Here is a 290-nt window from a genome sequence, read left to right on the forward strand (position 1 = left end):
ATGCAGTGGACTTGAGCATACTAGCAACTAGATGGTAGGAGGTGAGAATTATGGCTAGAATTGGCGTTGAAAACTCATTAACAGTTGTTCAACAAGCTCTTCAGCAACAGGGACATGAAGTTGTTACCCTGGGCTCCGAACAGGATGCACAAGGGTGCGATTGTTGTGTTGAAACTGGGCAAGATTCTAATATGATGGGTATTGCAGATGCATCAATTAAGGGATCGGTAATTGCAGCTCATGGTTTAACAACAGATGAAATTTGTCAGAAAGTAGAGAGCGTGTGTCTT

The 290-nt window shown here is 42.8% G+C and carries 1 protein-coding gene; it reads left to right on the plus strand.

Annotated elements, in window-relative coordinates; translation table 11 throughout:
* Window positions 1-50: 50 nt before the first annotated feature.
* Window positions 51-290: YkuS family protein (locus tag ACSG5Z_RS31490; protein WP_435712916.1), on the plus strand; the 240-nt coding region annotated here is incomplete at its 3' end.

It is taken from the genome of Bacillus pretiosus (assembly GCF_051294775.1).
GTDB lineage: Bacteria > Bacillota > Bacilli > Bacillales > Bacillaceae_G > Bacillus_A > Bacillus_A wiedmannii.